This is a genomic window from Bacillus sp. M5A3_1b, from assembly GCF_053345335.1.
This window is the reverse complement of record NZ_JBKEZY010000004.1, coordinates 408,694-434,117: the sequence shown is the minus strand read 5'-3', so window position 1 is coordinate 434,117 and position 25,424 is coordinate 408,694. Positions and strand designations below refer to the sequence as shown.

29 protein-coding genes and 1 riboswitch are annotated in these 25,424 nt (G+C 35.1%); of the genes, 21 read left to right on the top strand and 8 right to left on the bottom strand.

Going from position 1 to position 25,424, the window contains the following annotated elements; all coding sequences use genetic code 11:
- Positions 1 to 293: 293 nt before the first annotated feature.
- The 3 genes from ACLBWW_RS14860 to ACLBWW_RS14850 all read left to right on the top strand — a co-directional run bounded on the left by ACLBWW_RS14860 (position 294) and on the right by ACLBWW_RS14850 (position 3,146).
- Positions 294 to 881, top strand: a complete 588-nt coding sequence (locus ACLBWW_RS14860; RefSeq protein ID WP_098123647.1) for a GNAT family N-acetyltransferase — start codon at positions 294 to 296, stop codon at positions 879 to 881.
- 330 nt (positions 882 to 1,211) lie between these two features.
- Positions 1,212 to 1,844, top strand: a complete 633-nt coding sequence (locus ACLBWW_RS14855; RefSeq protein ID WP_000662223.1) for a YdcF family protein — start codon at positions 1,212 to 1,214, stop codon at positions 1,842 to 1,844.
- Positions 1,845 to 1,997: 153 nt separating this feature from the next.
- On the top strand, positions 1,998 to 3,146 hold the full coding sequence (locus ACLBWW_RS14850) for an acyl-CoA dehydrogenase family protein (RefSeq protein WP_098132510.1): 1,149 nt from the start codon (positions 1,998 to 2,000) through the stop codon (positions 3,144 to 3,146).
- Between the two features lie 136 nt (positions 3,147 to 3,282).
- Here ACLBWW_RS14850 and ACLBWW_RS14845 read toward each other — a convergent pair whose 3' ends face one another.
- Together ACLBWW_RS14845 and ACLBWW_RS14840 are read right to left on the bottom strand one after the other, a co-directional pair.
- Positions 3,283 to 3,642, bottom strand: a complete 360-nt coding sequence (locus tag ACLBWW_RS14845; protein ID WP_098069189.1) for a nuclear transport factor 2 family protein — start codon at positions 3,640 to 3,642, stop codon at positions 3,283 to 3,285.
- A gap of 139 nt (positions 3,643 to 3,781) precedes the next feature.
- Complete coding sequence (locus ACLBWW_RS14840; RefSeq protein WP_098079365.1) at positions 3,782 to 4,252, bottom strand: DinB family protein; 471 nt, start codon at positions 4,250 to 4,252, stop codon at positions 3,782 to 3,784.
- A gap of 69 nt (positions 4,253 to 4,321) precedes the next feature.
- Here ACLBWW_RS14840 and ACLBWW_RS14835 point away from each other — a divergent pair, with 69 nt between their 5' ends.
- The 4 genes from ACLBWW_RS14835 to lepB (ACLBWW_RS14820) all read left to right on the top strand — a co-directional run bounded on the left by ACLBWW_RS14835 (position 4,322) and on the right by lepB (ACLBWW_RS14820) (position 7,886).
- Positions 4,322 to 5,026, top strand: a complete 705-nt coding sequence (locus ACLBWW_RS14835) for an ArsR/SmtB family transcription factor (RefSeq protein ID WP_048547809.1) — start codon at positions 4,322 to 4,324, stop codon at positions 5,024 to 5,026.
- A gap of 236 nt (positions 5,027 to 5,262) precedes the next feature.
- The gene (locus tag ACLBWW_RS14830) at positions 5,263 to 6,408 is read left to right on the top strand and encodes a stage II sporulation protein P (protein WP_048547808.1); all 1,146 of its coding nucleotides are present in this window, start codon (positions 5,263 to 5,265) and stop codon (positions 6,406 to 6,408) included.
- 225 nt (positions 6,409 to 6,633) lie between these two features.
- Positions 6,634 to 7,311 (top strand): copper homeostasis protein CutC, encoded by a 678-nt coding sequence (locus ACLBWW_RS14825; RefSeq protein ID WP_098048420.1) that lies wholly within the window; start codon positions 6,634 to 6,636, stop codon positions 7,309 to 7,311.
- A 23-nt stretch (positions 7,312 to 7,334) separates the two neighbouring features.
- Positions 7,335 to 7,886 carry a signal peptidase I gene (gene lepB, locus ACLBWW_RS14820; RefSeq protein WP_048547804.1) on the top strand — a complete coding sequence of 184 codons (552 nt, stop codon included), beginning with the start codon at positions 7,335 to 7,337 and terminating at the stop codon, positions 7,884 to 7,886.
- Positions 7,887 to 7,934: 48 nt separating this feature from the next.
- On the opposite strand, the gene ACLBWW_RS14815 is transcribed toward lepB (ACLBWW_RS14820), so the two are convergent.
- On the bottom strand, positions 7,935 to 8,348 hold the full coding sequence (locus ACLBWW_RS14815; RefSeq protein WP_098048421.1) for a hypothetical protein: 414 nt from the start codon (positions 8,346 to 8,348) through the stop codon (positions 7,935 to 7,937).
- Positions 8,349 to 8,600: 252 nt separating this feature from the next.
- On the opposite strand from ACLBWW_RS14815, the gene ACLBWW_RS14810 reads away from it, so the two are divergent.
- The 11 genes from ACLBWW_RS14810 (at position 8,601) to lepB (ACLBWW_RS14760) (ending at position 18,365) form a co-directional block, all read left to right on the top strand.
- Positions 8,601 to 9,353 (top strand): IclR family transcriptional regulator, encoded by a 753-nt coding sequence (locus ACLBWW_RS14810; protein ID WP_098721208.1) that lies wholly within the window; start codon positions 8,601 to 8,603, stop codon positions 9,351 to 9,353.
- Positions 9,354 to 9,367: 14 nt separating this feature from the next.
- Complete coding sequence (pxpB, locus tag ACLBWW_RS14805) at positions 9,368 to 10,081, top strand: 5-oxoprolinase subunit PxpB (RefSeq protein ID WP_098069184.1); 714 nt, start codon at positions 9,368 to 9,370, stop codon at positions 10,079 to 10,081.
- Positions 10,072 to 11,061 carry a 5-oxoprolinase subunit C family protein gene (locus tag ACLBWW_RS14800; protein WP_048547796.1) on the top strand — a complete coding sequence of 330 codons (990 nt, stop codon included), beginning with the start codon at positions 10,072 to 10,074 and terminating at the stop codon, positions 11,059 to 11,061. Before pxpB ends, ACLBWW_RS14800 begins: the two co-directional genes overlap by 10 nt.
- 18 nt (positions 11,062 to 11,079) lie before the next feature.
- Positions 11,080 to 11,841, top strand: coding sequence for a 5-oxoprolinase subunit PxpA (gene pxpA, locus ACLBWW_RS14795; RefSeq protein WP_048547795.1), 762 nt, complete (start codon positions 11,080 to 11,082; stop codon positions 11,839 to 11,841).
- A 21-nt stretch (positions 11,842 to 11,862) separates the two neighbouring features.
- Positions 11,863 to 12,558: a DUF969 domain-containing protein gene (locus ACLBWW_RS14790; RefSeq protein ID WP_000593393.1), complete on the top strand. Its 696-nt coding sequence runs from the start codon at positions 11,863 to 11,865 to the stop codon at positions 12,556 to 12,558.
- 1 nt (position 12,559) lies between these two features.
- Positions 12,560 to 13,522, top strand: coding sequence for a DUF979 domain-containing protein (locus ACLBWW_RS14785; RefSeq protein ID WP_046959846.1), 963 nt, complete (start codon positions 12,560 to 12,562; stop codon positions 13,520 to 13,522).
- A gap of 15 nt (positions 13,523 to 13,537) precedes the next feature.
- Positions 13,538 to 14,185 (top strand): pyroglutamyl-peptidase I, encoded by a 648-nt coding sequence (gene pcp / locus ACLBWW_RS14780; RefSeq protein WP_048547793.1) that lies wholly within the window; start codon positions 13,538 to 13,540, stop codon positions 14,183 to 14,185.
- A gap of 168 nt (positions 14,186 to 14,353) precedes the next feature.
- The gene (locus ACLBWW_RS14775; RefSeq protein ID WP_048547791.1) at positions 14,354 to 14,548 is read left to right on the top strand and encodes a hypothetical protein; all 195 of its coding nucleotides are present in this window, start codon (positions 14,354 to 14,356) and stop codon (positions 14,546 to 14,548) included.
- Positions 14,549 to 14,628: 80 nt separating this feature from the next.
- A complete protein-coding gene (locus ACLBWW_RS14770; RefSeq protein WP_088110319.1) occupies positions 14,629 to 15,366 on the top strand; it encodes an NAD-dependent protein deacylase in 738 nt (245 codons plus the stop codon).
- A 241-nt stretch (positions 15,367 to 15,607) separates the two neighbouring features.
- On the top strand, positions 15,608 to 17,761 hold the full coding sequence (locus ACLBWW_RS14765; protein ID WP_048547784.1) for a peptidoglycan D,D-transpeptidase FtsI family protein: 2,154 nt from the start codon (positions 15,608 to 15,610) through the stop codon (positions 17,759 to 17,761).
- An 82-nt stretch (positions 17,762 to 17,843) separates the two neighbouring features.
- Positions 17,844 to 18,365, top strand: coding sequence for a signal peptidase I (gene lepB / locus ACLBWW_RS14760; RefSeq protein WP_048547782.1), 522 nt, complete (start codon positions 17,844 to 17,846; stop codon positions 18,363 to 18,365).
- Positions 18,366 to 18,398: 33 nt separating this feature from the next.
- On the opposite strand, the gene ACLBWW_RS14755 is transcribed toward lepB (ACLBWW_RS14760), so the two are convergent.
- A complete protein-coding gene (locus ACLBWW_RS14755) occupies positions 18,399 to 19,022 on the bottom strand; it encodes a CmcI family methyltransferase (protein ID WP_053078552.1) in 624 nt (207 codons plus the stop codon).
- A gap of 225 nt (positions 19,023 to 19,247) precedes the next feature.
- On the opposite strand from ACLBWW_RS14755, the gene ACLBWW_RS14750 reads away from it, so the two are divergent.
- Positions 19,248 to 19,433 (top strand): antitoxin VbhA family protein, encoded by a 186-nt coding sequence (locus ACLBWW_RS14750; protein WP_048547778.1) that lies wholly within the window; start codon positions 19,248 to 19,250, stop codon positions 19,431 to 19,433.
- Between the two features lie 208 nt (positions 19,434 to 19,641).
- Complete coding sequence (locus tag ACLBWW_RS14745) at positions 19,642 to 20,499, top strand: PhzF family phenazine biosynthesis protein (protein ID WP_048547776.1); 858 nt, start codon at positions 19,642 to 19,644, stop codon at positions 20,497 to 20,499.
- A gap of 48 nt (positions 20,500 to 20,547) precedes the next feature.
- Here ACLBWW_RS14745 and ACLBWW_RS14740 read toward each other — a convergent pair whose 3' ends face one another.
- The gene (locus tag ACLBWW_RS14740; RefSeq protein WP_048547774.1) at positions 20,548 to 21,309 is read right to left on the bottom strand and encodes a class I SAM-dependent methyltransferase; all 762 of its coding nucleotides are present in this window, start codon (positions 21,307 to 21,309) and stop codon (positions 20,548 to 20,550) included.
- A gap of 198 nt (positions 21,310 to 21,507) precedes the next feature.
- On the opposite strand from ACLBWW_RS14740, the gene ACLBWW_RS14735 reads away from it, so the two are divergent.
- Positions 21,508 to 21,999 (top strand): DUF2716 domain-containing protein, encoded by a 492-nt coding sequence (locus ACLBWW_RS14735; protein ID WP_048547772.1) that lies wholly within the window; start codon positions 21,508 to 21,510, stop codon positions 21,997 to 21,999.
- Positions 22,000 to 22,062: 63 nt separating this feature from the next.
- On the opposite strand, the gene ACLBWW_RS14730 is transcribed toward ACLBWW_RS14735, so the two are convergent.
- From ACLBWW_RS14730 to ACLBWW_RS14720, 3 genes are all read right to left on the bottom strand, one after another.
- Positions 22,063 to 22,833 (bottom strand): DNA alkylation repair protein, encoded by a 771-nt coding sequence (locus tag ACLBWW_RS14730; protein ID WP_048547770.1) that lies wholly within the window; start codon positions 22,831 to 22,833, stop codon positions 22,063 to 22,065.
- Between the two features lie 32 nt (positions 22,834 to 22,865).
- Positions 22,866 to 23,171 (bottom strand): iron-sulfur cluster biosynthesis family protein, encoded by a 306-nt coding sequence (locus ACLBWW_RS14725; RefSeq protein WP_048547768.1) that lies wholly within the window; start codon positions 23,169 to 23,171, stop codon positions 22,866 to 22,868.
- Between the two features lie 113 nt (positions 23,172 to 23,284).
- Positions 23,285 to 24,751, bottom strand: coding sequence for an amino acid permease (locus ACLBWW_RS14720; RefSeq protein ID WP_048547767.1), 1,467 nt, complete (start codon positions 24,749 to 24,751; stop codon positions 23,285 to 23,287).
- Positions 24,752 to 24,863: 112 nt separating this feature from the next.
- Positions 24,864 to 25,056, bottom strand: a riboswitch (Lysine riboswitch).
- Positions 25,057 to 25,424 lie beyond the last annotated feature (368 nt).

The following is a 25,424-nucleotide window of genomic DNA, read 5'->3' as shown; positions in this document are numbered from 1 at the left end:
ATGAAAAACAATAATCTATTTGTAGAAAAAATAGCGTTTTTGCTGTGCAAATCTTTAAAGAACACACATTAGACCATTAGAAAAAGAATAATTTCACATGAAACGAAACCAATATGAATGTAGCTTGAAACAATGAGATGTAAACGGTATTTGTTAGAGATTTTTGGTTGATTATGATGTGAGAAGTTATTAAAAATTGAATGTAAGTGCATTTAAAAGTGGGATTAAAATTAAAATATCTATATAATTAAATTTTATTTTGTATGATATAGTAAGAAAAAGGGGGCTTACAAATGGAAAGCATTCACGAAAGAGCAAAGTTACGGTTAATAGATAGTGATGATGTCGAAACTTTGTTTTCGATTGTAGAAGGAAATCGGGATATTTGGGCGTATTTAATTTCTAAAATGGATAGTGCGCAAGATATGCAGCAATACGTTCAAAAAGCGATACAAGGTTATGGAAAGGGTACGCAAATCCCTTTCGTTGTAGTGGATCAACAGACGAATACGATTGTAGGAAGTACACGTCTATATAATATTTCAGTAGAAGATAAGACAGTCGAGTTAGGGCAAACTTGGTATCATCCAAGTGTGCAACGTACGAGTATAAATACAGAGTGTAAGTACATGCTTCTCCAGTATGCTTTTGAAAAATTACGTATGCTGAGAGTACAAATTAAGACGGATGCAAGAAATGAAAAAGCACAACGAGCAATTGAAAGGTTAGGTGCAGTAAAAGAGGGTGTGCTTAGAAACGAAAGAAAATTGCCAAGTGGTCATGTGAGAGATGCGGTTGTATATAGTATTATCGCAAGTGAATGGCCAGTTGTGAAAGTACGTTTATTAGAAAATTTAGAGTTGTATAAAGAAAAGTTATAATTCGTGTTTTGAAAGGTATATTGTTCGTGATGTATGAAAAATATACCTTTTTTCTTACAAAATGCTACTTTATTTTAATTCCTTTTGTTTCATCGTTCCCTTCTGAGAAAAAATTCGTTACAATGTAGTTGTATGGTAATAAACTTATGAATTTAAAACATGTAATGAAAACCGCAAATAAAAATGAATTGATAATCCTCAATTTTAAATGAAAACCCTTTTATACATAAATAACAAGTAAAGTTCCTTCTTTTAAATAAACTCAAACGAAACGATTTGATATAAATGTTTTTTTATAGAAGTATGGATGATGTACGGAGGCAATTACAAATGAAAGAAAATAAGAAGAGTAAGAAAAGACGAATCTTTCAAGTATTTTTACTAATGATTTGTTCTGCTATTTTATATGTAAGTTATGCAGCTTACGATATTTGGAGCTATCGTTTTAAAACAGATGATAGTGTGAAAACGGATGCTGGTATTGTATTAGGAGCAGCTTCATGGAACGGAAAACCATCTCCTGTATTTAAAGAAAGAATTAATCATGCGATTTCTTTATATAAGAACGGAAATATTAAAAAGATTATTTTTACAGGTGGTACAAAGTTCGAGGCAGAACTTGAGGAAGCGCGTACTGCAAGAGTATATGCAATGAAACAAGGTGTAAAAGAGGAAGATATTTTAATTGAAACAAAATCCCTTTTCACAGAAGAAAACTTAAAGAATGCGAAGGAAGTTGGAATAGAGAACGGAATACGCACATACACGATTGTAAGTGATCCACTTCATATGAAACGCGCAATGAGAATCGCAAAACATATTAATATTGAAGCGTATGCTTCACCAACGCCGACATCAGCATATAAAACGTTAGACACAGAAATACCATTCTTCTTTAAAGAATTATTCTCGTACATTGGATATGTAACCTCTTTGCCGTTAAAGGCATTGAAGGGAGACTAATATAAGAAAAGAACCTATTTTAAATGGGAACTTTTCTTATTGGTCAAAAACATTGTATTTTTATCGGAATAGTGAAACAATAGAGAGGTAGCTTCATATAATCATAATGAAAAAGTGAGCGGTTGATGAATCGAACATAAAGGAGATTATAGTATGGCACTCTCATTTGTTGAAACAGAAGAACAATCTTTCATTATTGAACAAATAAATAAATTGATTCCGAAGTTCATGGAAAGAGAGCATCAACTAAGTGAATTAGGATCATTTCCGTATGAAAATATAAGTGATTTGAAAGATATCGGATATACGAAATTAACGTTACCGAAGGAATTTGGTGGTAGTGCGATTTCTTTATATGACTTCGTTTTATTTCAAGAGAAAATCGCGGAAGGCTGCGGAGCTACTGCGTTATCGATTGGCTGGCATATTGGCATTGTGAAGGAGCTAGCGGAAAATCACTCTTGGAATGATGAGATGTTCAAATGGTTTTGCGAAGAAGTACGTAACGGTGCGCTTTTTAACAGGGCAGCAACAGAACCAAAAACAGGGAGTCCGACGCGTGGTGGTAGGCCAGAAACGATAGCGGTTCAACAAGGCGAGAAGTGGATTATAAATGGAAGAAAAACTTTTACAACGATGGCGCCAATACTTGATTATTTTATTATTTCAGCGAGTGTGGAAGGCCGAGAAGAAGTTGGTGAGTTTGTCATTCCGAGAAATACGCTCGGTGTATCCATTGAAGAAACGTGGGATAGCGTTGCGATGCGAGGGACTGCTAGTCACGACCTTGTCTTACAAAATGTAGAGATAGAAAGTCGCTTTTTTACGAATGTATTGGGCGGGAAAGTGAAACAAAAGGGTATTGGCTGGTTGCTACATATACCAGCATGTTATTTAGGAATTGCACAATCAGCAAGAAATTATGCGGTTCAATTTGCGGGATCATACAAGCCAAACAGTTTAAATCATTCTATTAGTTTATTGCCGAATGTTAGAAGATTAGTTGGAGAATTAGAACTTGAGCTTATGCAAGCTCGCGTCTTTTTATATCAAATTGCGAAAAAGTACGATGAGGCAGAAGATAAACTATCACTGCAAGCAGAATTAGCGGCAGTGAAATACGCCGTAACAAATGCGGCGATATCAATAGTGGATAAATCAATGCGCATCGTAGGGGCAAAAAGTTTATCAGAAAAAAATCCGCTTCATCGTTACTATTTAAACGTCAGAGCAGGATTGCACAATCCGCCGATGGATGATGCAACACTATCTATGTTAGCGGATGCGGCGTTTCGGCCGTAGTTTTTTTAACTTACATTTTATTGTTTATGGACAATATAGTTGTTTTGAAAGCACGTGTTTGATTAGTAATCGAACACGTGCTTTTTATGTGTACGACGTACCAAATTGAGATGTAGATTTTTAGTATAAATGGTTATCATGATTTTGTAAGTGTTCCTTGATGGAAAAACATTTGCCATTTTCCATCTATCAGTTTCCAAATGGAACTTCGCAAAGTATTCTGCATTCTAGTTTCATCTCTTACAAGATATGTCGCCAACACAGTATCCTTCGATAAAGGGTATATTTCAAAATTAGAAAGAGTCATTTCTCTCACACTAAGTCCGTCTCCACCAACAGAATCCTTCTTATACCAAACGTTTCCCGAACTTCCAAACTCAAAAAAGTCGTCTGCAAGTAATTTGTCCAGTTCTGTTGGATTTGTACGAGTTTTAGGTTCTAATAGTTTTTCCTCCAGTTCACATAAATGCTTTTTTAATTCAGAGTGCTTTTTCACGTGATCATCCCCATATATTAATTATCGTACAACAACTAAATTGCTCTTTTTAACTAACGAAAAGAATTTTGACTAGTTAGATAATTGGTTGCGTATTATTATAATGCCAGTTTGAAAGCTTTGTAAACATTTGTTATATTTAATCCCAGATTAAAGGTCTTTCCAAGTTTATAATTCGTAAATATTGTAAAAATTGACCAGCATGGACCGCATCATGATAGGCAATTCGTAATAGCATGTCGCCTAAATATCTTTCATAGCCAACATCGCTTCGATCAATAAGGGTTGAATCTAGCTCAGCTATGCTTATGGATTGAACATATTCTATAAAGTCAGTAAAGTACGATTGTGCCAATTCAATTTCCTTTTTTACACAAGTAATTGGCTCGTCATCATACGGGAAATGTATATCATGTATTGAGCCGTTGTTTTTTAAAATCATATGATAGTAAAAAGTTGAGCTCCATACATGACGAATCATCTCACCAAAAGACATAGCTTCATGATCAGGCTTCCAATTAAGAAAATTATCGGGAAGAGAATTCCATAATTTTTCTGAGCGCCTTCTCGTTTCTTTCAAATTTAATATACTAAGATCAATTGCATTCATAATACATTCTCCTTTACTATTAAACTTAAAATAATTGTATCAGTTTAATAGTTAGGGTATCATCGAAATATGAATGTATATCCGAATATCTCATATATAGCTAAACTAATTGCTGAACCTACAAGAGCAATTATCTTAGATTGTCTAATGAATAATCAGGCACTACCTGCTAGCGAATTGGCTTATAAGGCAAAAGTGTCACATCCAACGATTAGTTCCCATCTTTCTAAATTAGTAGAGGGGAATCTACTTACAGTTGAACAACATGGTAGACATCGTTACTATCGACTTGCTAATCAAGAGGTAGCAGAAGTTCTTGAAAAGTTAGGAACAATCGCACCAACAGTCCAAGTTCGTTCTTTAAAACAATCGGATCAACTAAAACAAGTTCGTTATGCTCGAACTTGCTATGATCATCTTGCAGGCAAACTCGGTGTAGAGATAACCGAAAAATTATTAGATAAGGAATTTATAATTTTAGAGAAAGGAGAATACATTGTAACGGAACAAGGTAAGCAGTGGTTTCTGAATTTTGGAATAAATATTGAAACGGCAGATATAAAGAGAAGGGTATTTGCAAAACCTTGTCTTGATTGGAGTGAACGACGCTACCATATTGCTGGTTGGTTAGGATCTGCGATAGCAAAACTATTTTTTGAACAGGAATGGATTACAAAAACGGATAAGAATAGAGCCGTCCATCTTACAAAAAAAGGTATGAAGTTATTGAAAGACCAATTAGGCATTGACATGGAAAATAAAAAATCCCATTAAAATGCAGTGTCTTCTGTCGAGTGAAAAATATTAAATAACCTGAGTCTATACATAGACTCAGGTTATTTGATTTTCTTTTAATCTTTGATGATATTTGCGCACGGTAACTTTAACATCATTCGCTTTACGGAAAGAGCTTAAATGAAAATATAGTAGTTCAGGAAGTTCTATTAAATTAGTAATCATATTACTTAAAAATTATGCGTAAGAATATAGTAAATGAAGGGAGATATAAAATGAATAAAGTGAAACTGAAAGTATTGAATGTAAGATATGTAGTGATATGTATTTTATTCACGATTATATGTATCCTCACTTCATTCGTCATTTCTAGTAATTCCAGCGTATTTAAATCATTTTATATGAATCAGTTATTAGGAACGAATTCTACTAAAGGTCTTATGTATATGATAGGAAGTGAAAATCGTTATTTTGCAGAAGAATTTCATCAAGAAAAAGGACGAGCGTCTTTGGAATCTTTTTTACTGTCACTTTCTACAAACATTAATGTAAATGATCTCCGAAGTTTATTAACTAGAGAACTTCCTAATATGAATCAATTTTATTCGGAAATATTAATTGCTGGGGAAGGAACAGATTATACGAACATTCCTGAAGAATCCAGCATTCCTTTAGATAAAATTAAAGATAAAGGTACTGCTGTTGAGCGCCCAAAGAGTGGGAAAGAAAACAATTCTACTGATAAAAATTCAAATACACAAAATAACAGTGAAAATAAAGTTTTTATTTATCATACACATAGTTGGGAATCGTTTATTCCTCTTATTCCAGGTGCTACTGTACCCGATGATGCTTCCAGTACAAATAATGAAGTGAATATTACGTTTGTTGGAAACTATTTAAAACAAAAATTAGAAGAAAAAGGAATAGGTGTTTCGCATGATACGACAAATATGAGGGATTTTCTGCGAAATAAAAATTTAAATTGGGCCCAATCTTATAAAGGGTCCCGTCAAATATTACAAGATAAATTAACGCAAGATAAAAATATTATGTTCCCAATGGACCTCCATAGAGATGATGCACGAAAAAATACTACAACAAAAAATATTAACGGAAAGAATTATGCTCGGCTCTATTTCATTTTAGGACGGGAAAATCCTAATTATGAAAAAAATAAAAAAATAGTAACGGCAATCAATTCATATTTAGATGAAAAGTATTACGGTTTAAGCCGAGGCATTTTTATTAAAGATCGTAAAAGCGGGAACGGAGTATATAATCAAGACCTTTCTCCGAATGCATTACTTATTGAAATGGGAGGGGTAGATAATACACCAGAAGAATTGTATGCGTCAGTTGACGCATTAGTAGAAGCATTTAGCCACTATTATAATGAAGTAACTAAGAAAAATAACTAAATGTATAGGGGAAACCTAGTATTTTTGTAAAATAAAAAGGAGTGACACCTAGTCAGAAGTTCTAGGGGTTACTCCTTTTTTAGTAGAATATAATATTAACAATGAAGGCAATCAATAAAAAAAATCTTTCTTTTCATTCTTCTTTTTACAGTTTTATAGGAGAATGCTATGTTTCTTATTTCAGCTACTGTATAATAAGAAAAAAGCACGAAAAGAGGTCATCTCATGCTAGAGGTTATTGCAACATGTTTAGAAGATGTGAAACGAATTGAACGAGCTGGCGGGAAGCGAATTGAATTAATTTCATCTTATACAGAAGGCGGTTTAACGCCGAGTTATGCATTTATTAAAAAAGCGGTAGAAGCAGTACATGTACCAATTCACGTTATGATTCGTCCGCATGCGAAATCTTTTACATATACGGAAGAAGAAATTGAAATGATGAAAGAAGATATTGTAGTTGCTCAGAAATTAGGAGTAGCTGGTGTTGTATTAGGTGTATTAAATGAACGAAATGAAGTGGATGAAAAGAAACTAGCGGATTTATTATCTGTGGTAGACAGGATAAATGTCACATATCACCGTGCAATAGATGATACAGAAAATCCAGTAGAAGCGATGAGAACTTTAAAGAAGTTTCATAAAGTGACTCACGTTTTAACTTCAGGTGGACAAGGAAATATAGTAGATAATATTCCGGTGCTTGCAGAAATGCAAAAGGTAAGCGATGGCCAAATTCAACTTGTTGCTGGAGCTGGCGTGACGAAAGAAAATATAAAGAAATTACTAGATGAAACTGGAATTTCGCAAGCACATGTCGGTACAGCGGTAAGAGAAGGGAAATCATGTTTTTCTGAAATTGATCTTAATTTAGTACAAGAATTAGTTCAAATTATACAATAAACAGTTAAGAAAGAGGAGAAACGATGAAGGAAAATACGAAGAAAGAATTATTCTCATGGGCTAAAACGATAGGATTTACTCTTTTATTAATTGCTATTATTCGCGGTGTTTTATTTACACCTTCATTAGTACAAGGTGAATCGATGATGCCTACTTTAGAAAATAACGAACGAGTTCTTGTGAATAAGATTGGTTATAGTATAAGTGGATTAGATCGCTTTGATATTATCGTCTTCCACGGAAAAGAGGGATACGATTTAGTAAAACGAGTGATTGGTTTACCAGGCGATACAGTGGAGTATAAAAACGATGTGTTATATGTAAACGGAACAGCGATGGAAGAACCATATTTAAAAGAGTTTAAAGAAAAAGCAGCAGGCCGTGTACTAACTCCAGACTTTACGTTAGAACAAATCACTGGAAAAACGAAAGTGCCAGAAGGCCAAGTGTTTGTTTTAGGAGATAATCGTGAAGTTTCGAAAGACGGTCGAATGTTCGGATTTATTTCAGAAGATGAAATTGTCGGAAAAGGCCAAGCTGTTTTCTGGCCGTTGAAACAAGTAAGAGCGTTATAAAACAAAAAGTATGGAAGAATATTCTTCCATACTTTTTTTGTGCTTTATTTAAATGTTTGGTTTTGCTATAACTTGAACTTTTGAAAGAGAACCATCATTATTCCTGAATTTAATCTTATATTCACCTTCAGGAAGCCAATCGCTCCAATTTATACTAAATTCGTTGATCGCTTGTTCCCCAGGTTTTAAAGTTCCGTCAATCATCCAAGAATCTTTAGCAGTATATAAAGTGTAACTAAAAGGAGAATCGCCTATATTTTTTACAAGAACGCTTAAGTCATCCCCGTGAGAATAGTAAAAGTCAGAAATACTTGATCCGAAAAAATGAATTTCTTCGTTCGCTATTTTATGATGTTGGGCAACTTTAGCGGTTGAATGAGTATCTTCATTTGTCGCAAATGTCACATTATAACCTATACAAAAAGATAACATAATAGCAGGAATTACTAGCAACTTTTTCAAAAGAAACACTCCTTATATGTTGTTTTACATATATCATGATAATTGGAATATATTGGATATGTAATGGTTTAATGTGAAAATTTACAAAAGAATTGAATTATTGTCGTTTTTTAAATTACTGACAAATATATCGAGTCATACGCTTGAAAAAAATATTGATAGAATTGAAAGAATATTTTATAATTTTAAATTATATATTCGTTTCAAAAAACGGAATTTAAGTTTCAAAATTCGGAACAAGAGGGAGATAGAATGAGTATAAATAAAACGGCAGTTAAGACAATGGATATTTTAGAGTTGTTTTATGAGCATGAAGAGCTAAGTTTAACAGAGATGGTTCAGCTTACGAGTATGCCGAAAACATCTGTTTATCGTTTAATTGGCTCGTTAGAAGAAATGGAGTTTTTACAAAAAAACGAGAAGGGGAAATATCGTTTAGGGGTCGTATTTTTACGGTTCGGTCAACTTGTTTCACAAAGATTATCAGTAAGGAATATTGCGATTCCATATATGAAAGAGCTTAGAGATAGTTTAGGACAGGCAGTTAATTTAATTATTCAAGATGGTAATGACGCGATTTATGTGGAAAAGATGGAAGGCGTTCAGCCTGTACGCGTGTATACGGCAGTTGGAAGAAGAGCGCCACTTTATGCGGGTGCATGTCCGAGAATTTTACTATCGTATTTCTCTGAGGAAGAGAAACGGAAATACATAGAGGAAACGGATTTAAAACAGTTTGCAGATGGAACAATTGTGGATAAGGAACAATTGCTAGAAGTGTTGCAAATGGCGAAAAAGGAAGGACATACAATTAGCTACTCGGAGTTAGAAAATCATACAGCGGCTATAGCAGCGCCCATTTTTGCAAGCGATGGAACGGTTGTAGCAGGTATTAGTATTTCGGGATTAGCAATTGAGTACAGCGAAAGTAATATTTCATATTTTATTGCGAAGGTGAAAGAAACAGCACATCGCATTTCGAAAGAACTCGGCTTTTTGGTATAGAAAGAGGGAGTGGGATGAAATTTTCTGCGTTAGGGGATCAAGCAATTATTGTTACATTTGGTGAAGAAATTGGGATGGAGACATACGAAAAAGTGCAGCGATTGTTTCAAGCGTTAAGGCAGCATCCGTTTGCAGGAATGGTTGAGTGTGTGCCATCTTTCACTTCATTAGCTGTCTACTACAATGTATACGAAGTATGGAAGCGAAATGGGAGAAGTGAAGGGCCGTATCATTACGTTTGTCAATATATAAAAGAGCTATGTAATTCATATAAAGAAGAAGTGAATCAAGATGTGAAACATATTTCTATACCTGTTTGCTACGGGGGAGAATATGGACCTGATTTAGAAGAGGTCGCACATTCTAGAGGGTTACAAGCGGAGGATGTTATTCGTATACATAGTGAAACAACATATTTTGTGTATATGTTAGGTTTTACACCAGGGTTCCCGTATTTAGGAGGACTATCAAAAGAACTAGAAACACCTAGAAAAGAAACGCCGCGGTTACAAATACCTCCCGGTTCAGTAGGGATTGGTGGGAATCAAACAGGTATATATCCGCTTGAAACACCAGGAGGATGGAATATTATCGGCCGAACTCCAATCTCCTTATTTAATCCAGAAGAAGAAACACCAACATATATTCAAAGCGGTATGTATTTACGATTTATCCCAATAACGAAGGAAGAGTACGTATCACTTGAGGGGGCTAAAGAATGGATGTAGAAGTTTTACATGCAGGAATGTTTACAACAGTCCAAGATTTAGGGCGAGCTCATTATCAACAATACGGTGTACCAGTTGGCGGGGCCATGGATCAAAGTGCACTTCGGATGATCAATATATTAGTCGGTAATGAAGAGAATGAAGCGGGACTCGAAATGACGATTATGGGACCGAAATTGTTAATAAAGAAAACGACGTTACTCGCAATTGGTGGAGCAAATATGGAGCCGTTACTGAATGGGAAGCGTATTCCGTTATGGCGTCCCATTTTAGCGGAAGAAGGTAGCATGCTTTGTTTTGGGAAAGTGAAAAACGGTTGCAGAGCGTATGTGACTTTTGCAGGTGGTATACATATTGATCATACGATGGGAAGCAAAAGTACTTATATACGTGCTGCGATTGGTGGTATTGAGGGAAGAATGCTGAAAAAAGGAGATTATTTTCAAATTGGTACCCACTCAGAAATAGCGAGTCGTTTCATTCAAGACTTACAAAAGGAGGAGCAAATCAAAACGAAATGGGCAATTAGCAAAAGCGTACTGCCAAAGTATAAGAAGTACCCTAAGCTTCGCGTTATAACTGATTTTGAATATGATCAATTTACAGAAGAAAGTATACAGGCATTTTTTACGAAAGAATATAAAGTATCTAATTACGCTGACCGTATGGGCTATAGAGTTGAAGGAGAAGTTTTAAATAGAGTGGAAGAAAAAGAGATTTTATCGAGTCCGGTTACATTTGGGACCATTCAAGTTCCTAATGGAGGACAGCCGATTATATTAATGTCAGATAGGCAAACGACAGGTGGCTATCCGAGAATGGGAAATATTATTTCAGTAGATTTACCACTTCTTGCTCAATTAAAACCGGGGGACTATGTATCTTTTGAGAAAATTACGCTTGAGGAAGCGGAACAATTGTACATAGAACAAGAAGTAAATATGAATCTATTAAAGAAATTCATCACTTTACGAAGTTGACATTAGGAGGGGAATATCGTGACGACAATCGATTTAAATTGTGATTTAGGAGAAAGTTTTGGAGCCTATAAAATGGGGAATGATGATGAAATTCTTCCGTTCGTTTCCTCTATAAATGTTGCTTGTGGTTTTCATGCGGGTGATCCGACTGTAATGAGGAAAACGGTCGAAAAGGCACTGCAGCATAACGTAGCAATTGGCGCGCATCCTGGTTTTCCTGATTTAATTGGATTTGGAAGAAGAAACATGAATGTTTCAGCAAGTGAAGTATACGATTACGTTTTATATCAAATCGGTGCATTAGACGCTTTTGTGAAAGCAGCTGGCGGGAAGATACATCATGTAAAACCGCACGGTGCTTTATATAATATGGCAGTAACTAATCTAGAAATTACAAATGCAATCGCAAAGGCAATTTCTCATGTGAATCCAACTCTATTACTTTACGGATTAGCAAATAGCGAGGCGTTTATACAGGCTGCGGAAAAATACAATATAACTCTCGTACAAGAAGCTTTTGCAGATCGTACGTATAAGCAAGATGGAACGTTGACAAGTCGTACAGAAGAAAATGCGCTCATAAAAAATGAAGACGAAGCGATAAAGCAAGTGCTTCAAATGGTGAAAGAAGGGTATGTAAACGCGGTGAGCGGAGAGAAAGTAGCAGTTCAAGCACAAACAATTTGTTTACATGGTGATGGAGAGAAAGCAGTCCAATTTGCGGGAAAAATATACAGAACATTCGAACTTAATGGTATTTCTATTTGTGCACCGAAATAAAGAATAGGGGGAAGTGCTGGAATGATTAAATTAATCGGGATATTACTTGTTGCAGTTGGTTTTTTATTTAGATTAAATACACTATTAGTAGTTATGGTTGCAGGTATTGTTACTGGTATGGTTTCAGGGTTAAGCTTTTATGATGTCATTAGCATGTTCGGTAAATTTTTCATAGAAAATAGATATATGTCTATGCCAATAATATTAACTTTACCGGTAATTGGAATTTTAGAGCGTTACGGTTTAAAAGAAAGAGCAGAAGCACTTATAACGAAATCTAAAGGTGCAACAACTGGAAGAGTATTAATGTCATATTTTACGATAAGAGAATCATCAGCAGCACTGGGGCTGAACATTGGTGGTCATGCGCAAACAGTAAGACCGCTCGTTGCACCGATGGCAGAAGGGGCTGCGCAAGGTAAATACGGTAAACTTCCTGAAAAATTAAGAGAGAAGATTAAAGCAAACGCAGCAGCTGCGGAAAATACAGCTTGGTTTTTCGGAGAAGACATTTTTATCGCAACTGGTGCCATTTTATTAATGAAAGGATTCTTCGATTCAGTAGGTATGCATGTCGGTGTATGGGATATGGCACTTTGGGGTATTCCAACTGCAATATCTGCACTTATCGTGAGCTGGATTAGGTTTAGAAGGTTTGATAAATATATAGAGAAAACAATGAAGACAGAAGGAAAAGAAGAGAAGGAGGCAATATAATATGAACATCATAACTATGGATACAATTTATTACGTATTAGGTATAATCGTTGCATTTATCGCTGTTCGTATTGCGTTTGATCGTGAGCATCCAAATCGATTTGGTTCTAGCTTATTTTGGGCATTGTTTGCAGTTACATTTTTATTTGGAAATGTAATTCCTTCGTTTTACGTTGGTTGTATTGTGCTTGCTATGGTCGTGTTAGCTTCATTAAATAAAGTAACAAAATCAGAGGAGAAAGAAGTTCCAGTACAAGAACGTGTGAAACATGCGGAGAAATTAAAAAATAAAATTTTTATGCCTGCACTATTAATTCCTATTTTTACAATTATCGGTACGTTAACGTTAGGGAAGATTAAATGGGGGAATGTATCCCTTGTTGATCCAGATAAAGTCACATTAGTTGCATTAGCACTTGGGGCACTACTTGCATTCATTGCGGCGATGCGTATTACAAAATCGAAAATAACAACGCCTGTGCAAGAAGGAAGCAGACTATTACAAGCTGTCGGTTGGGCTGTTATTTTACCACAAATGTTAGCGGCACTTGGTGGTATTTTTGCAAAATCTGGCGTTGGACAAGTCGTTTCTGATTTAGTCGGACAAGTATTACCGACAGAGTATCCGTTCGTTGCTGTTATGGCATATTGTTTAGGAATGATGCTCTTTACAGTCGTAATGGGAAATGCATTCGCAGCGTTTGCCGTTATTACTGGCGGAATTGGCTTACCTTTAATTGTTCAAATGCACGGTGGAAATCCGGCAATTATGGCAGCGCTTGGTATGTTTGCTGGATATTGCGGAACATTGCTTACTCCAATGGCAGCAAACTTTAATATCGTTCCGGCAATGCTTTTAGAGCTAAAAGATAAAAATGCAGTTATTAAAGCGCAAGTACCAATTGCTCTTTCAATCTTTATCATAAATATGTTTATTATGTACGGCCTTGTATATCGTTTCTAATTAGGAGGGAAAACTATGAAAACAGTATTACTAACAGGATTTGATCCATTCGGCGGAGAAAGCATCAACCCAGCTTGGGAAGTCGCAAAAAGTTTGCACGAAAAAACAATCGGAGAATACAAGATTATTAGTAAACAAGTACCAACTGTATTCCATAAATCAATACAAGTTTTAAAAGAGTATATAGAAGAACTAAACCCTGAAATGATTATATGTATCGGACAAGCTGGGGGCAGACCAGATATTACGATAGAGCGTGTTGCAATTAACGTTGATGATGCAAGAATTGCTGACAATGAAGGAAATCAGCCCGTAGATGTACCGGTTGTAGAAGAAGGATCAGCTGCCTACTGGTCTACACTTCCGATGAAAGCAATTGTAAAAAAGCTACAAGAAGAAGGGATACCAGCTTCCGTTTCACAAACAGCAGGTACATTCGTTTGTAATCATTTATTCTACGGTCTCATGCATGAACTAGAGAAGCGTGATAAGAAAATAAAAGGCGGATTTATTCATATTCCGTTCTTACCAGAACAAGCGAGCAATTATCCAGGCCAACCGAGTATGTCACTTTCTACTATTCGTAAAGGGATAGAACTGGCGGTTGAGGTAACGACGATAGTTGAGGTTGATATTGTAGAAATTGGGGGTACGACGCATTAAGTAAGATTCTGAGGTAGTACCGAAGTGCGTATGTAGTTGTTATTTTTGTTTGGAAGAAGGATATATCGTTCACTTGATAATGATAGGGTACATTGCATATTTTAAATTCGCCCATTCTCATGTATAATTATTGTAAAAATTGGAATTTTGGAAATTGAGGTGGATATCTTGAAAAGTTTTGGTATGTTAGTATTCTCTACTGTGCTTTCAGCGGGGCTATTATATTATAATGCTCAATCCTTTTATAATAGGTTTACTTCTGGAAATACATATTATTGGGTAAACGGTATCCTAGCAGTTATCTTCCTTGTATTTCTGTACAATAATGCAAAAGATATCATCAAGAAAAACTATATAAAATAAGGAAGTTTAAAGAGTTCTTTATACAAAGACAACACCTCTTGTAAACAACTGGTATAATAAGTATAGGAAAATACATAGAGGTGATTTTTGTGCAACAATTTGAAGAAGTACGTTCAATTTTAGAAAAAGCGAAGAAAATTACAGCGTTAACAGGTGCAGGAGCAAGTACGGAAAGTGGTATCCCAGATTTTCGTTCAGCAAATGGATTATATGCTGATGCGAATGTGGAGATGTATTTATCAAGAGGATATTATAATAGGAGTCCGAAAGAATTTTGGAAGCATTATAAAGAAATCTTTCAAATTAATACGTTTCATCAATATAAACCAAATCGCGGCCATCGCTTTTTAGCTGAATTAGAAGAACAAGGGAAAGACATTACGATTTTAACGCAAAATATTGACGGTTTACATCAACTAGGTGGTAGTAAGCATGTCATTGATTTACATGGAACACTTCAAACAGCACATTGTCCGAAGTGTAAAGCGGGATATGATTTGCAGTATATGATTGATCATGAAGTGCCTCGCTGCGAGAAGTGTAATTTCATTTTAAATCCAGACGTTGTTTTATACGGAGATACATTGCCGCAATATCAAAATGCGATAACACGTTTATATGAAACAGATGTACTTATCGTTATGGGAACGTCGTTAAAAGTACAACCTGTCGCTTCATTCCCACAAATCGCAAAGAAGGAAATAGGGGCAACAACAATTTTAGTAAATGAAGAGTTAACAGGGCAAGAATATAACTTTGATTATGTTTTTCAAAATAAGATTGGTGAATTTGTTGAAGGTGTATCGTCGGTTAAATAAGTTATTATTTTTATGAAAAACTGAGGTGTATAGAGAACACCTCAGTTTTTTGTTTGAATAAAATTCATGTTATGACGAATTAAGGGGAATGGTAATAAATAGGACATAAAATCAAAAAACTGAAAATTAAATCTTTTATTTCTTTAGTAATTAATATAAAATTCTATATATATCATATAAATAAATTTGATACATAATGGTTCTATGTAGAAATGTTAATAGAATGAAGTGAGGGAGCGAAATGAGACAGAAAAAGGAGCAGAAGAAACAATCGAAAAAGAAAAAGACTCATATTCCTTTTCGATTAAATGTACTATTTTTTATCGTCTTTCTTTTATTTTCAGCTATTATAATTCAATTAGGTAAAGTACAAATCATTGATGGAGAAACGTATAGAAATGAAGTGAACAAAAAGGAAGATGTAACGGTAAGCACTCCTGTTCCTAGAGGGAAAATGTTTGATCGGCAAGGTCAAGTGATTGTAAATAATAAACCACTACGAACCGTTACATATACGAAAATGAAAGGAGTAGATTCGAAAGAAGTTTTACAAGTAGCAAGAAATTTAGCTCAGCTTATTGAAATGTCGCCAGAAGATATAAATAAGTTGACAGAAACAGATAAAAAAGATTTTTGGATGCAGTTAAATGAAAAGCGAGCAGCAGAAAAAGTAACGAAAGAAGATGAGAGTGCATTTAGGAAGCAAGAGATAGAGGGGAAAGAATTAGATAAAAAAGTTGAAGAGTTGCGTCGTGAAAGAATTACGCAAGAAGAATTAAACGAACTTTCAAAAGAAGATTTAGAAGTACTAGCAATTAAAAGTAGGATGAATGCGGGATATAAAATGACGCCGCAAATTGTTAAAAAAGATGTAAGTCAAAATGAATATGCAATCGTAAGTGAAAGATTGGCAAGTTTGCCAGGAGTGGATACGACAGTGGATTGGGAACGTGAATACCCAAATGATAAAATACTTCGTTCCATACTTGGTAGCGTTTCTACTGAAAATGAGGGCTTGCCGAGAGAACAGTTAGATTATTATTTAGTGCGTGATTATAACCGAAATGATCGCATTGGTAAGAGTTACATCGAGAAACAGTACGAAGATGCATTACATGGAACGAAAGAACAGTCTAAAAATATTACGGATAAAGCAGGAAATATTATTCGAACTGAAAAAGTGACCGAAGGAAAAAGCGGAAATAATTTAATGTTAACAGTAGATATGGAGTTACAGAAAAAAGTAGAGGAAAGTCTTGAAAAGAATTTACGAGCATTTCATTCTGCAGAGCCGATGATGGATCGCGCGTTCGTTGTAATGATGAACCCGAAAAACGGCCAAATTTTATCAATGGCAGGAAAGAAAATTGTAAATAAAGATGGCGGAATGCAAATAGAAGACTTCGCTTTAGGAACGATGACAAGTTCTTATGAGTTAGGGTCAACTGTGAAAGGGGCTACGTTATTAGCCGGATATCAAACTGAAGCAATTAAGCCGTATACGCATTTCTTTGATGCACCAATGTATTTTAAAGGAAGTACTAAGCCAAAGAAATCGTGGAAAGATTTTGGTGATATTGATGATTTAAGGGCTTTACAAGTTTCATCAAACGTTTATATGTTTAATACAGCATTAAAAATGGCAGGTATTAATTATGTGCCAAACAATCCGTTAGATATTAAAAAAGAGACATTTAATAAAATGCGCTACTACTTTAGACAGTTTGGCTTAGGTGTACCGACTGGAATTGACTTACCGAATGAATCGATTGGTCAAATGGGTAGAACAGATAACATACCTGGTTTTTTACTTGATTACGCGATTGGACAGTATGATACATATACGCCGCTTCAGCTTGCTCAATATATGTCAACAATTGCAAACGGCGGATACCGAATGAAACCACAAATTGTGCAAGAAGTGAGAGAGCAACCACATAGACCAGAGGATGTTGGAAAAGTTGTTCGGTCTATTGAACCAGTTATTTTAAATCGAGTGGATATGGACACTTCATACATTAATCATGTAAAAGAAGGATTTAGAAGAGTTTTTCAAGAAACTGACGGAACAGGTACGGCAACGTTTAAAGGATTACCGTATAAACCAGCTGGAAAAACAGGAACAGCTGAAACTGTATACGGTGGAGAAAGTGATATTGGAAGAGATGAAAACAATAACCGGAAAAAATGTTATAATTTAACTCTTGCCGGTTATGCACCATATGATGCTGATCCGGAAGTAGCTTTTTCAGTTGTTGTACCTTGGGTGAATGATGACAAATCAGGAATTAATTCCGCGATTGGTAAAGAGATTTTGGATGCGTATTTTGAATTGAAAACGAAAAGAGCGGGTGGAAATCCAGTCCCAGTAGAACAGCCGAACAAGGCCCAGTAAAAATAGTATCACTGCATGGAGACATATTGTGCAGTGATATATTTTTTGAGTTAAAAAGCGTTTAAATAAGGTGGGAATGGATATGAAGCAGGAGATTAAAAGAGGCTGGAGGAAATACATACTCTTCGTGTTTGTTTTGGTAGTATCCTATCATTCTTTTACTTTATGTAAAGTGGAAGGGAAATCGATGCAACCGACTTTATATGAAGAAGACTACGTATTTGTAAATAAAGCAGCAGTACATTTTTCAAATTTAGAGCACGGAGAAATTGTCATTATAAAGGAAGAGGATGAGTCGAAATATTATGTAAAACGAGTAATAGGACTTCCTGGTGACGTAATTAACATAACGAATGGATCAGTATATGTGAATGATAAAAAGCAAGAAGAACCGTATACAAATAAAGATTTATTCAATAATACGCAAGTGTTTTATAACTTTCAAAAGACGAAAATCCCGCCAAATAAATTATTTGTAATGGGAGATAACCGTGAACTTAGTAGAGATAGTCGAAATGGCTTAGGATATATTGAAGAAGATAATATAATAGGCAAAGTGGAATTTGTATATTATCCTTTTTCAAAAATGAAGATTATAGAATAAGTGGGGTTATACACAACCCCACTTATTAAAGTTTCACTTTATCTTCTTTAAAAAACCTTTTGGATTAAATGAAATGAAAAACTTATGTTTAGATTCATCAATTATGAAGTTGTTGTTTTTAGCTAAAAACTCTTCTACAGCTTCCATTGGGCCGGGGCCCCAATCGGGAGAAACAGGATTTCCATTAATAGATGTATCCTCTACAATAATATAACTACCAGTAGTAACGATAGATTTATAAAGTAAAAGTTCTTTTGATACATGATCTTTACTATGATCAGAATCTAAAATAACTAAAATCACATCATCAGGTTTGCGCATATTTAATATAGTTTGAACGGCATGTACAGAAACAGAAGAAGCTGTTACATACGTAATTCGGTCATGGGATGGACGATTTGGTTGAGGGAATATATCAATAGTAACAACGTGACCCTTTCCAATTAAATCTAATATAGAAGCTAAATACAATGCGCTACCACCATAACAAGTGCCACATTCAATAATTAAATCGGGTTTTAATTCGTAAATAATTTCTTGATACAAAAAAAGATCAGAGGGAAGTTTGAAAATGGGGACCCCGAGCCAGTGTGTATCATGTAACCAAACGTTGCTGTCGTAATAAAGTTTTAGAAATTCATTGCTTATAGTATCGATGTTAATTCTCCTTTCTAAAAAGGATTCTTTCGCTTTACGTAAAGTGCTTACGTATGAAAGTTGTACTATATATTATGTGATAAGGAATTGTAAGGCGAGTGTTTTTACTTAAAAATAAGCTAAATAACTCATGTGTAAAGGGAAGGAAATGGACGTATGTATAAGTACACAATTTGCTTCATTAGAAAAAGAAATGAAAATGATGTGAAGGAGATAACTTAAATTATGGCATTCAAAAGCGAGGATGAACTGAATAAAGCTTTCGAGGCAGCTAAAGCGAGCCTAGAAATAGAAGGTATGACCATTACAAAAGAAATGGAAAAAGTTATAAAAGAAAAGTTAGCCGGAAAGATAACGCACGAGCAACTTATTACATTAGCTGATGCGATTGCGAGAAGCGAACTTACTTAATGATCTAGAAGCTGCCACAAATTTTTGTTAAATAAACGGGAAAAAGAGATGGTAGATCCATCTCTCAGGCTGTAGACAAACTATTTTTGGAGAGTTCAGATGCTAAAAAATAGTTTGTCTCTAGCTTTATGACGAATTTATCCAACAATATATATACGTAGTACGTTTTATGCTACAATTTACTATAAGTGAGGAAGGAAGGTGTCTTATGAAAATATCTGTTTATGTTGCAAGTGCATTTAGCAAGGATCATAAAGGCGGAAATAAAGCAGGAGTGGTATTTATGGAGAATACATTGACCACTACTCAAAAAATGGCAATAGCTAAACAACTGGGCTATGCGGAAACCGCATTTATATCAGAGTCTGAAATTGCTGATTATAAAATTGAGTATTTTACACCAAAAGAGGAAGTTGATTTATGTGGGCATGCCACAATTGGCTCTTTCGCGATACTGATGCATGTAAATAAACTTTTCAAGAATCGCTATACGATTGAAACGAACAGCGGTGTTCTTACTATTACCATAAAAGATGACATCATATTCATGGAGCAAAACGAACCGATATTCTATGATGTTATATCTCCAAATGAGTTTATCGACTGCTTTGACATTAAAGATATAGACAATACATACCCAATTCAAATTGTCTCCACGGGCTTAAAAGATATTTTAATTCCTATAAAAAGCGAAACACAATTACATACAATGCAACCTAATTTTGAAAAAATTAAAGAAATCAGCAAGTATTATAATGTTGTCGGGATGCATCTATATACTTTTAATGACAATCGAATTATATGCAGAAACTTTGCTCCGCTATACGACATTAATGAAGAAGCAGCGACTGGAACTTCAAACGGTGCATTAGCTTGCTACCTGTATGAACAGCGCTACTTACAAAAAGAAGTCTATGTATTTGAACAAGGTTATTCTTTACACTCGCCTTCCGAAATATTAGTTAAATTAGCAACCGATAGCAACAATAAAATAGAAAAGGTTTATGTTGGCGGCAAAGGCTATTACTGTGAAACGAAGTATTTAAATATAGAAAATATCGACTGAAAATAAAAAAGAGATGGTAGATCCATCTCTTTTTTATATACTCCATGATTAACTGCGAATTGCCTTAATCATAAATCGATGTTGCTTCACATCAAAATAACCTTTTTGTAAGATGATTTCATGTATACGATATAATTCCTCATTGTAACCTTCGACAGTAAAATCAGGAATTTGCCACGGAATCGCTTTTAAATAATAGACGATAGCGCCAATGTCGTAAAAGCGTTGAAAAGGGAACTCTTCTTTTTCTTCTAAAATAGTAAATCCATTTTCCTTTAACTCACAACATGCCGCTTCAAGCGACCAACTTGCAAATTCGCTATTTAGCGGTGTGTTAAACTGTTCATTCAGTTCCGCGCAATCGAGACCACCAACTTGTTGGGTAAAAAATATTCCATTAGGAGAAAGTATTCTTTTTACTTCAGAAGCAGCATATGATTCATGTTGATTTATGATTAAATTAAACTGACCATCTTGAAATGGTAAAGCAGTATCATCTGTTACCTCTATAACTGTAACCCCTAAAGGTTCTAATTTCTTCCGAGCAATCGGCACGTTTGGAGCATAGCCCTCAGTCGCAAAAATAGTTGATGAGAACGGTTGTAACATAGATAAAAACTCTCCGCCGCCAGTGCCCATATCTACCATTGATTCTGCATGCTGCATAAGCTGGAAAGCAGCGCTGCCATACGACCACGATAAAGGTGCGCTCTTCATCCGACCCGTTTCTGAAATGAAAGAAAAATCCCAACCGCTAAAATTTGTATTAGCACTTTCTAATAAAGTTAAAAATAATGGATCACGTTTCATAATTGTATCCTCCTATTTTGTAAGTAAATGATATGATGAAAAAAGAAAAAAAGGAGGACCTCTTATTAAAGGGGAACGTTTTTACGTTTCGTGTTCGAATAGATTCATATACATTCGCTCCTTGTCAGAATGGTTATTTATATATTCGGGATAATCGAGTGTAAATCCTTTGAAGTTAGTAGGGAAGGTAGTTGCTTAATGGAAAACTGGATAGAGTTTACGGACAAAGAGAATAATCAAATTTGGGACAAGATATATAGTGAACTTAAGTTTTCACCAAGTGTTTCTATATTCCCATCGTTTAAGGTGCCAAGTCCTTTTGTAACATATGATATTTCTCATTGCTTTGGAGAATCGATAGATATAAATATATATAGCGATCTGGAAGATAAAGCGTTACAAGCTTTTCAAGAAATTACAGGATCAAATGAATATATTATGGCACTGGATTGGCAACATGAGTGTTATTGGGTGAATCCACATTTTGAGTTTGAAAGAAATGAATTTGATGAGTGGATGATACCTGTATTTCCGAATGGAGATTACTACTTCTTTATTCAGAAAGACTTTAAGTGGGGCTATTTAGGCCATCCTTGGGAGGAGAGTATAACGATATTTGGAAAAGAACTTATAGAAAGCTTTGAACGAAATAAGCCAAAAATGTTTCAAAATATTTTAAGACAAGGGTAATGTTTGAAAGAGAAAACCGCTTATACTTCATTTTTGAAGCATAAGCGGTTTTGTTTAAAATACTTAAAAAGAAAAATCTTTTGGCAAAGTACCACTTTTTATTACCGTTCTTAACCCATGTTTTATAATCCAAGGGTTAACAGGATGCTGTTTATCACGTAACTGCTGCAACCATTGAAAAACGAGTTCTTTATCGTCTTTCGTAATATCGTTAATATGATTGGCTACTGATTTTTGGACATATTTAGAAGGATCATTCATTAATGGTTCAAGAAGCTGTAAATTGTTCTTAAAGTCACCTTTCAGAGCTCCCATTTTTTTAGCCCAAGGAAGTCTTGGTCTTGTACCTTCGGAAACTAATCTCCTAATGTGGCTGTTTTCGTCATGAATCCACTGTTGTAATATGTGTAGTGTGTTTTCATGGTATGTTTTGAGAAAAGGCCGAATGGCATATTCAGCAGTATTCCTTTTTGTTATTTCATACATGGCGTTACATGAGGTTTCAAAATCGTTAAGCCCATATTTTTCAACGTATTTTGCAATAGGCATATACATATAGCCGTTTGTAAATGTACCTACTTCTGTTGTGTTTTCTGGTCCCAATGTTTTCAGTAAAATATGTATTGCTTCATTAAAATCTTTTTGTAATGCAGTATGTAATTCATCTGCTATTACTTCTATACGTTGCTTTAACTCTAAATTTTCAACTTTACATGTGACGGAAGATACGAAGTTTCTTTTAGAGAAATTAGGATCGTGTTTACAAATAGAATCAGCCATTATTTCTGCTAATTCTTCATTAAATAAAAATTTTAACGGAACATAATTACCCATTTTTCACCTCATTGATCAGCTGAAAATAATTTTTATTTTTTAATCGGCAACCCATAAACTAAAGTCTCACTCGGAGTCGTAATACTAAAACCTGTCGTTTTATAATCAAGTGTCACCGTATCACCAGTGTAGTCTTTCGTAAATGAATCCATTTGTACGATAAACTCAGCATCTTCATATACAACATCATCTGCATCATATGTATCCCAAATTAAATCAACATCAATGAAAATACTGCAAGAGTTTGTCATTGTTCCTCTAATGCGAATGATTTTTTTGTCTTCACGTTCTAATCTATGTATAGCTGCTTTTGCTTCATCAGTAATGCGAATGTTCATGGTATCCCAACCTTTATGTATATTTCCTTTATTATTGCAAAAACAGGAGCAATAGGGAAGGGAGAAGCATTGGAATAAAAAACGAGCAAACATATTTGTTTGCTCGTTTCACTTTATTTCAATTCACATTTATCAAGTGGAATCACTTTCGTTTTCTTCGTAAATTTATATCCTAACCATAGTACTAAGAAGAGTGGTAAACCGATGTAAGAAACGAGTACGCCGTTCCAATCAATTGATTCACCCATAAATGCACCGTAGTTTTGTCCTAAAATTACGATGACACAAAGTGCAAATGCGAAGATTGGACCGAACGGGAACCATTTTGCTCTATATGGTAAGTCTTTTAAATCTTTACCTTGTGCGATATATGCTTTACGGAAACGGTAATGACTAATTGCGATTCCGACCCATGCGATAAAGCCTGACATTCCAGATGCGTTTAATAACCAAATGTATACAACACCGTCGCCGAATAAGGAAGCAATGAAAGCGATACTACCGACAATTGACGTTACGATTAATGCGTTAACAGGTACACCGCGGCTGTCTAATTTGCCTAAGAATTTTGGTGCTTTACCTTGGCGAGCTAAGTCCCAAAGCATACGAGTTGATGCATACATACCAGAGTTACCAGCAGATAGTACTGCCGTTAAAATAACAGCGTTCATAACAGAAGCAGCAAAGGCAACGCCCGCTTTTTCAAAAATAAGTGTAAACGGACTTACTGTAACATCGCTTGCGGCAAGGCTTTCAGTTGTATAAGGAATTAATAAACCGATAACGAGAATCGCAAGGATATAGAATAAAAGAATACGCCAAAAGATAGAACGAATTGCTTTTGGAATGTTACGCTCTGGATCAGCAGTTTCACCAGCAGCTACTCCTAATAATTCAGTTCCTTGGAAGGAGAAACCAGCAGCCATAAATACACCGATAATTGCCATAATGCCGCCATTAAATGGTGCATCTGCAACTGTAAAGTTTTTGAAGCCAACAGTTTCGCCACCCATAATTCCGAAAATCATCATAAAGCCGACAATTAAAAAGATAATAATAGTAACTACTTTAATAAGTGCGAACCAATATTCAGATTCACCAAACCCTTTAACAGATAAATAGTTTAAAAGGAAAATAATAGCTAAACATAATCCACTCCAAATAAGAGAAGGGGTATCAGGGAACCAAAATTTCATAATTAATGTTACAGCAGCGAGTTCAGCAGCAATTGTAATGGCCCAGTTATACCAATAGTTCCATCCAAGTGCAAAGCCAAGGGACGGATCAACAAATTTTGTTGCATAAGTACTAAAAGATCCAGTAACAGGCATGTAAGCTGCGAGTTCAGCTAAGCTTGTCATTAAAAAGTAAACCATAATCCCAATTGCGGCGTATGCAATTAATGCGCCACCAGGTCCAGCTGAATGGATGACACCACCGCTGGCAAGAAATAGTCCGGTACCGATTGTACCACCGAGAGAAATCATCGTAAGGTGACGAGATTTTAATCCGCGTTTTAATTCACCTTGTCCTTGTGTAGTTTGCGTTTTAGAGGTAGCTTGATTCGTTGCGCTATTCATGTTCAACACTCCTTTTCTTGTAAGATAGGAAGGAACGGGGGAGAAAAATACAAAAAACCGCCAAAGGAATTTGGCGGAACGTTTCACAAATAACCACCCCATCATACCCTTCCGTTAAGATAGCACCCCACGTTTACACGGTAATTTTGTAAACGTGACAGTTCTGTTCCTTTCGGAGACAGCCCCAGCTCATAATTCCAGAGAAGAAATATAAACTTCGGCAACTTTTCCTTTCAAACGGAGTCGGTGACATTCTCTGTGTCTCGTCCGTTTTACTCATAAAAGTCGCAACCTCTACCTCATCGGATTGATGAGGATTTGATATATTGCTAAGATTTTTAATATATGGCAATTGTAATGACTTTCTGAATATATTGCAAGATATTTTGTTAGGAAAAGTCAAAAAATATCGGTTATTGTATAGGAAACGCTTGCAAAACTCCACCCGAACTTACTATTATGTAACAATAAGCAAAGAAAAAATTGTTATACAAATGTTTCGCAAAAAATATTGAAAAACCCTCTAAAATTAAAAGAAAATTCAGAAAATATAATTCGACATAACTATTAAAAGAGGATTATTCCTTAAATTCGTTTCAAAGAATAAGTATAAATCTGATGAATAGAATGAATATTCTTTTTATTTCTGGTAAAATTGAAGTATTGTTTAATT

Excerpts from the sequence above, each read along its gene's own strand:
- ACLBWW_RS14860 (WP_098123647.1), top strand. The coding sequence starts at position 294 with ATGGAAAGCATTCACGAAAGAGCAAAGTTACGGTTAATAGATAGTGAT.
- ACLBWW_RS14855 (WP_000662223.1), top strand. The coding sequence starts at position 1,212 with ATGAAAGAAAATAAGAAGAGTAAGAAAAGACGAATCTTTCAAGTATTT.
- ACLBWW_RS14850 (WP_098132510.1), top strand. The coding sequence starts at position 1,998 with ATGGCACTCTCATTTGTTGAAACAGAAGAACAATCTTTCATTATTGAA.
- ACLBWW_RS14840 (WP_098079365.1), bottom strand. The coding sequence starts at position 4,252 with ATGAATGCAATTGATCTTAGTATATTAAATTTGAAAGAAACGAGAAGG.
- ACLBWW_RS14835 (WP_048547809.1), top strand. The coding sequence starts at position 4,322 with ATGAATGTATATCCGAATATCTCATATATAGCTAAACTAATTGCTGAA.
- ACLBWW_RS14830 (WP_048547808.1), top strand. The coding sequence starts at position 5,263 with ATGAATAAAGTGAAACTGAAAGTATTGAATGTAAGATATGTAGTGATA.
- ACLBWW_RS14825 (WP_098048420.1), top strand. The coding sequence starts at position 6,634 with ATGCTAGAGGTTATTGCAACATGTTTAGAAGATGTGAAACGAATTGAA.
- lepB (WP_048547804.1), top strand. The coding sequence starts at position 7,335 with ATGAAGGAAAATACGAAGAAAGAATTATTCTCATGGGCTAAAACGATA.
- ACLBWW_RS14810 (WP_098721208.1), top strand. The coding sequence starts at position 8,601 with ATGAGTATAAATAAAACGGCAGTTAAGACAATGGATATTTTAGAGTTG.
- pxpB (WP_098069184.1), top strand. The coding sequence starts at position 9,368 with ATGAAATTTTCTGCGTTAGGGGATCAAGCAATTATTGTTACATTTGGT.
- ACLBWW_RS14800 (WP_048547796.1), top strand. The coding sequence starts at position 10,072 with ATGGATGTAGAAGTTTTACATGCAGGAATGTTTACAACAGTCCAAGAT.
- ACLBWW_RS14790 (WP_000593393.1), top strand. The coding sequence starts at position 11,863 with ATGATTAAATTAATCGGGATATTACTTGTTGCAGTTGGTTTTTTATTT.
- ACLBWW_RS14785 (WP_046959846.1), top strand. The coding sequence starts at position 12,560 with ATGAACATCATAACTATGGATACAATTTATTACGTATTAGGTATAATC.
- pcp (WP_048547793.1), top strand. The coding sequence starts at position 13,538 with ATGAAAACAGTATTACTAACAGGATTTGATCCATTCGGCGGAGAAAGC.
- ACLBWW_RS14765 (WP_048547784.1), top strand. The coding sequence starts at position 15,608 with ATGAGACAGAAAAAGGAGCAGAAGAAACAATCGAAAAAGAAAAAGACT.
- lepB (WP_048547782.1), top strand. The coding sequence starts at position 17,844 with ATGAAGCAGGAGATTAAAAGAGGCTGGAGGAAATACATACTCTTCGTG.
- ACLBWW_RS14750 (WP_048547778.1), top strand. The coding sequence starts at position 19,248 with ATGGCATTCAAAAGCGAGGATGAACTGAATAAAGCTTTCGAGGCAGCT.
- ACLBWW_RS14745 (WP_048547776.1), top strand. The coding sequence starts at position 19,642 with ATGAAAATATCTGTTTATGTTGCAAGTGCATTTAGCAAGGATCATAAA.
- ACLBWW_RS14740 (WP_048547774.1), bottom strand. The coding sequence starts at position 21,309 with ATGAAACGTGATCCATTATTTTTAACTTTATTAGAAAGTGCTAATACA.
- ACLBWW_RS14735 (WP_048547772.1), top strand. The coding sequence starts at position 21,508 with ATGGAAAACTGGATAGAGTTTACGGACAAAGAGAATAATCAAATTTGG.
- ACLBWW_RS14730 (WP_048547770.1), bottom strand. The coding sequence starts at position 22,833 with ATGGGTAATTATGTTCCGTTAAAATTTTTATTTAATGAAGAATTAGCA.
- ACLBWW_RS14725 (WP_048547768.1), bottom strand. The coding sequence starts at position 23,171 with ATGAACATTCGCATTACTGATGAAGCAAAAGCAGCTATACATAGATTA.
- ACLBWW_RS14720 (WP_048547767.1), bottom strand. The coding sequence starts at position 24,751 with ATGAATAGCGCAACGAATCAAGCTACCTCTAAAACGCAAACTACACAA.